The 4,541-nt window shown below is 53.0% G+C and carries 1 tRNA gene and 3 rRNA genes; all 4 read left to right on the top strand.

Annotation, left to right across the window (positions count from 1 at the left end):
* Nucleotides 1-1,148: ribosomal RNA gene (locus ACFRAH_RS24120) — 16S ribosomal RNA — on the top strand; the annotation flags it as partial.
* Between the two features lie 167 nt (nt 1,149-1,315).
* Nucleotides 1,316-4,243, top strand: a 23S ribosomal RNA gene (locus ACFRAH_RS24125).
* A 55-nt stretch (nt 4,244-4,298) separates the two neighbouring features.
* Nucleotides 4,299-4,414 (top strand): 5S ribosomal RNA (gene rrf / locus ACFRAH_RS24130).
* Between the two features lie 18 nt (nt 4,415-4,432).
* Nucleotides 4,433-4,509: transfer RNA gene (locus ACFRAH_RS24135), tRNA-Met, on the top strand.
* Nucleotides 4,510-4,541: the final 32 nt, after the last annotated feature.

The following is a 4,541-nucleotide window of genomic DNA, read 5'->3' on the forward strand; positions in this document are numbered from 1 at the left end:
GGGCGGAAGCCTGATGCAGCGACGCCGCGTGAGGGATGACGGCCTTCGGGTTGTAAACCTCTTTCAGTAGGGAAGAAGCGAAAGTGACGGTACCTAACCAGAAAGCCACGGCTAACTACGTGCCAGCAGCCGCGGTAATACGTAGGTGGCAAGCGTTGTCCGGAATTATTGGGCGTAAAGGGCTCGCAGGCGGTTTCTTAAGTCTGATGTGAAAGCCCCCGGCTCAACCGTGGAGGGTCATTGGAAACTGGGAAACTTGAGTGCAGAAGAGGAAAGTGGAATTCCACGTGTAGCGGTGAAATGCGTAGAGATGTGGAGGAACACCAGTGGCGAAGGCGACTCTCTGGTCTGTAACTGACGCTGAGGAGCGAAAGCGTGGGGAGCGAACAGGATTAGATACCCTGGTAGTCCACGCCGTAAACGATGAGTGCTAAGTGTTAGGGGGTTTCCGCCCCTTAGTGCTGCAGCTAACGCATTAAGCACTCCGCCTGGGGAGTACGGTCGCAAGACTGAAACTCAAAGGAATTGACGGGGGCCCGCACAAGCGGTGGAGCATGTGGTTTAATTCGAAGCAACGCGAAGAACCTTACCAGGTCTTGACATCCTCTGACAACCCTAGAGATAGGGCTTCCCCTTCGGGGGCAGAGTGACAGGTGGTGCATGGTTGTCGTCAGCTCGTGTCGTGAGATGTTGGGTTAAGTCCCGCAACGAGCGCAACCCTTGATCTTAGTTGCCAGCATTCAGTTGGGCACTCTAAGGTGACTGCCGGTGACAAACCGGAGGAAGGTGGGGATGACGTCAAATCATCATGCCCCTTATGACCTGGGCTACACACGTGCTACAATGGACAGAACAAAGGGCAGCGAAACCGCGAGGTTAAGCCAATCCCACAAATCTGTTCTCAGTTCGGATCGCAGTCTGCAACTCGACTGCGTGAAGCTGGAATCGCTAGTAATCGCGGATCAGCATGCCGCGGTGAATACGTTCCCGGGCCTTGTACACACCGCCCGTCACACCACGAGAGTTTGCAACACCCGAAGTCGGTGAGGTAACCTTTTAGGAGCCAGCCGCCGAAGGTGGGACAGATGATTGGGGTGAAGTCGTAACAAGGTAGCCGTATCGGAAGGTGCGGCTGGATCACCTCCTTTCTAAGGATATTATACGGAATATAAGACCTTGGGTCTTATAAACAGAACGTTCCCTGTCTTGTTTAGTTTTGAAGGATCATTCCTTCGAAACGTGTTCTTTGAAAACTAGATAACAGTAGACATCACATTCAAGTAATACAAGATATCACATAGTGATTCTTTTTAACGGTTAAGTTAGAAAGGGCGCACGGTGGATGCCTTGGCACTAGGAGCCGATGAAGGACGGGACGAACACCGATATGCTTCGGGGAGCTGTAAGCAAGCTTTGATCCGGAGATTTCCGAATGGGGAAACCCACCACTCGTAATGGAGTGGTATCCATATCTGAATACATAGGATATGAGAAGGCAGACCCAGGGAACTGAAACATCTAAGTACCTGGAGGAAGAGAAAGCAAAAGCGATTTCCTGAGTAGCGGCGAGCGAAACGGGATTAGCCCAAACCAAGAGGCTTGCCTCTTGGGGTTGTAGGACACTCTGTACGGAGTTACAAAGGAACGAGGTAGATGAAGCGGTCTGGAAAGGCCCGCCATAGGAGGTAACAACCCTGTAGTCGAAACTTCGTTCTCTCCTGAGTGGATCCTGAGTACGGCGGAACACGTGAAATTCCGTCGGAATCTGGGAGGACCATCTCCCAAGGCTAAATACTCCCTAGTGACCGATAGTGAACCAGTACCGTGAGGGAAAGGTGAAAAGCACCCCGGAAGGGGAGTGAAAGAGATCCTGAAACCGTGTGCCTACAAGTAGTCAGAGCCCGTTAACGGGTGATGGCGTGCCTTTTGTAGAATGAACCGGCGAGTTACGATCCCGTGCAAGGTTAAGCTGAAGAGGCGGAGCCGCAGCGAAAGCGAGTCTGAATAGGGCGTTTAGTACGTGGTCGTAGACCCGAAACCAGGTGATCTACCCATGTCCAGGGTGAAGTTCAGGTAACACTGAATGGAGGCCCGAACCCACGCACGTTGAAAAGTGCGGGGATGAGGTGTGGGTAGCGGAGAAATTCCAATCGAACTTGGAGATAGCTGGTTCTCCCCGAAATAGCTTTAGGGCTAGCCTTATGTGTTAGAGTCTTGGAGGTAGAGCACTGATTGGACTAGGGGCCCCCACCGGGTTACCGAATTCAGTCAAACTCCGAATGCCAATGACTTATCCTTGGGAGTCAGACTGCGAGTGATAAGATCCGTAGTCAAAAGGGAAACAGCCCAGACCGCCAGCTAAGGTCCCAAAGTATACGTTAAGTGGAAAAGGATGTGGAGTTGCTTAGACAACCAGGATGTTGGCTTAGAAGCAGCCACCATTTAAAGAGTGCGTAATAGCTCACTGGTCGAGTGACTCTGCGCCGAAAATGTACCGGGGCTAAACGTATCACCGAAGCTGCGGACTGTTCTTCGAACAGTGGTAGGAGAGCGTTCTAAGGGCTGTGAAGCCAGACCGGAAGGACTGGTGGAGCGCTTAGAAGTGAGAATGCCGGTATGAGTAGCGAAAGAGGGGTGAGAATCCCCTCCACCGAATGCCTAAGGTTTCCTGAGGAAGGCTCGTCCGCTCAGGGTTAGTCGGGACCTAAGCCGAGGCCGAAAGGCGTAGGCGATGGACAACAGGTTGATATTCCTGTACCACCTCCTCACCATTTGAGCAATGGGGGGACGCAGGAGGATAGGGTAAGCGCGGTATTGGATATCCGCGTCCAAGCAGTTAGGCTGGGAAATAGGCAAATCCGTTTCCCATAAGGCTGAGCTGTGATGGCGAGCGAAATATAGTAGCGAAGTTCCTGATTCCACACTGCCAAGAAAAGCCTCTAGCGAGGTGAGAGGTGCCCGTACCGCAAACCGACACAGGTAGGCGAGGAGAGAATCCTAAGGTGTGCGAGAGAACTCTCGTTAAGGAACTCGGCAAAATGACCCCGTAACTTCGGGAGAAGGGGTGCTCTGTTAGGGTGAAAGCCCGAGAGAGCCGCAGTGAATAGGCCCAGGCGACTGTTTAGCAAAAACACAGGTCTCTGCGAAGCCGTAAGGCGAAGTATAGGGGCTGACGCCTGCCCGGTGCTGGAAGGTTAAGAGGAGCGCTTAGCGTAAGCGAAGGTGCGAATTGAAGCCCCAGTAAACGGCGGCCGTAACTATAACGGTCCTAAGGTAGCGAAATTCCTTGTCGGGTAAGTTCCGACCCGCACGAAAGGCGCAACGATCTGGGCACTGTCTCAACGAGAGACTCGGTGAAATTATAGTACCTGTGAAGATGCAGGTTACCCGCGACAGGACGGAAAGACCCCGTGGAGCTTTACTGCAGCCTGATATTGAATTTTGGTACAGCTTGTACAGGATAGGTAGGAGCCTTGGAAACCGGAGCGCTAGCTTCGGTGGAGGCATCGGTGGGATACTACCCTGGCTGTATTGACCTTCTAACCCGCCGCCCTTATCGGGCGGGGAGACAGTGTCAGGTGGGCAGTTTGACTGGGGCGGTCGCCTCCTAAAAGGTAACGGAGGCGCCCAAAGGTTCCCTCAGAATGGTTGGAAATCATTCGCAGAGTGTAAAGGCACAAGGGAGCTTGACTGCGAGACCTACAAGTCGAGCAGGGACGAAAGTCGGGCTTAGTGATCCGGTGGTTCCGCATGGAAGGGCCATCGCTCAACGGATAAAAGCTACCCCGGGGATAACAGGCTTATCTCCCCCAAGAGTCCACATCGACGGGGAGGTTTGGCACCTCGATGTCGGCTCATCGCATCCTGGGGCTGTAGTCGGTCCCAAGGGTTGGGCTGTTCGCCCATTAAAGCGGTACGCGAGCTGGGTTCAGAACGTCGTGAGACAGTTCGGTCCCTATCCGTCGTGGGCGCAGGAAATTTGAGAGGAGCTGTCCTTAGTACGAGAGGACCGGGATGGACGCACCGCTGGTGTACCAGTTGTTCTGCCAAGGGCATCGCTGGGTAGCTATGTGCGGAAGGGATAAGTGCTGAAAGCATCTAAGCATGAAGCCCCCCTCAAGATGAGATTTCCCATTCCGCAAGGAAGTAAGATCCCTGAAAGATGATCAGGTTGATAGGTCTGAGGTGGAAGTGTGGCGACACATGGAGCTGACAGATACTAATCGATCGAGGACTTAACCATATTTTTGAATGATGTCACACCTGTTATCTAGTTTTGAGAGAACACTCTCAATTTGTTTGGTGGCGATAGCGAAGAGGTCACACCCGTTCCCATACCGAACACGGAAGTTAAGCTCTTCAGCGCCGATGGTAGTTGGGGGTTTCCCCCTGTGAGAGTAGGACGCCGCCAAGCTTGTTATCTTTATATCATCGCGGGGTGGAGCAGTTCGGTAGCTCGTCGGGCTCATAACCCGAAGGTCGCAGGTTCAAATCCTGCCCCCGCAACCAAATATATGGTTAAATAAGGAGTGCCCTAAGGG

Source organism: Arthrobacter sp. NPDC056727 (genome assembly GCF_042790555.1).
GTDB lineage: Bacteria > Actinomycetota > Actinomycetes > Actinomycetales > Micrococcaceae > Arthrobacter.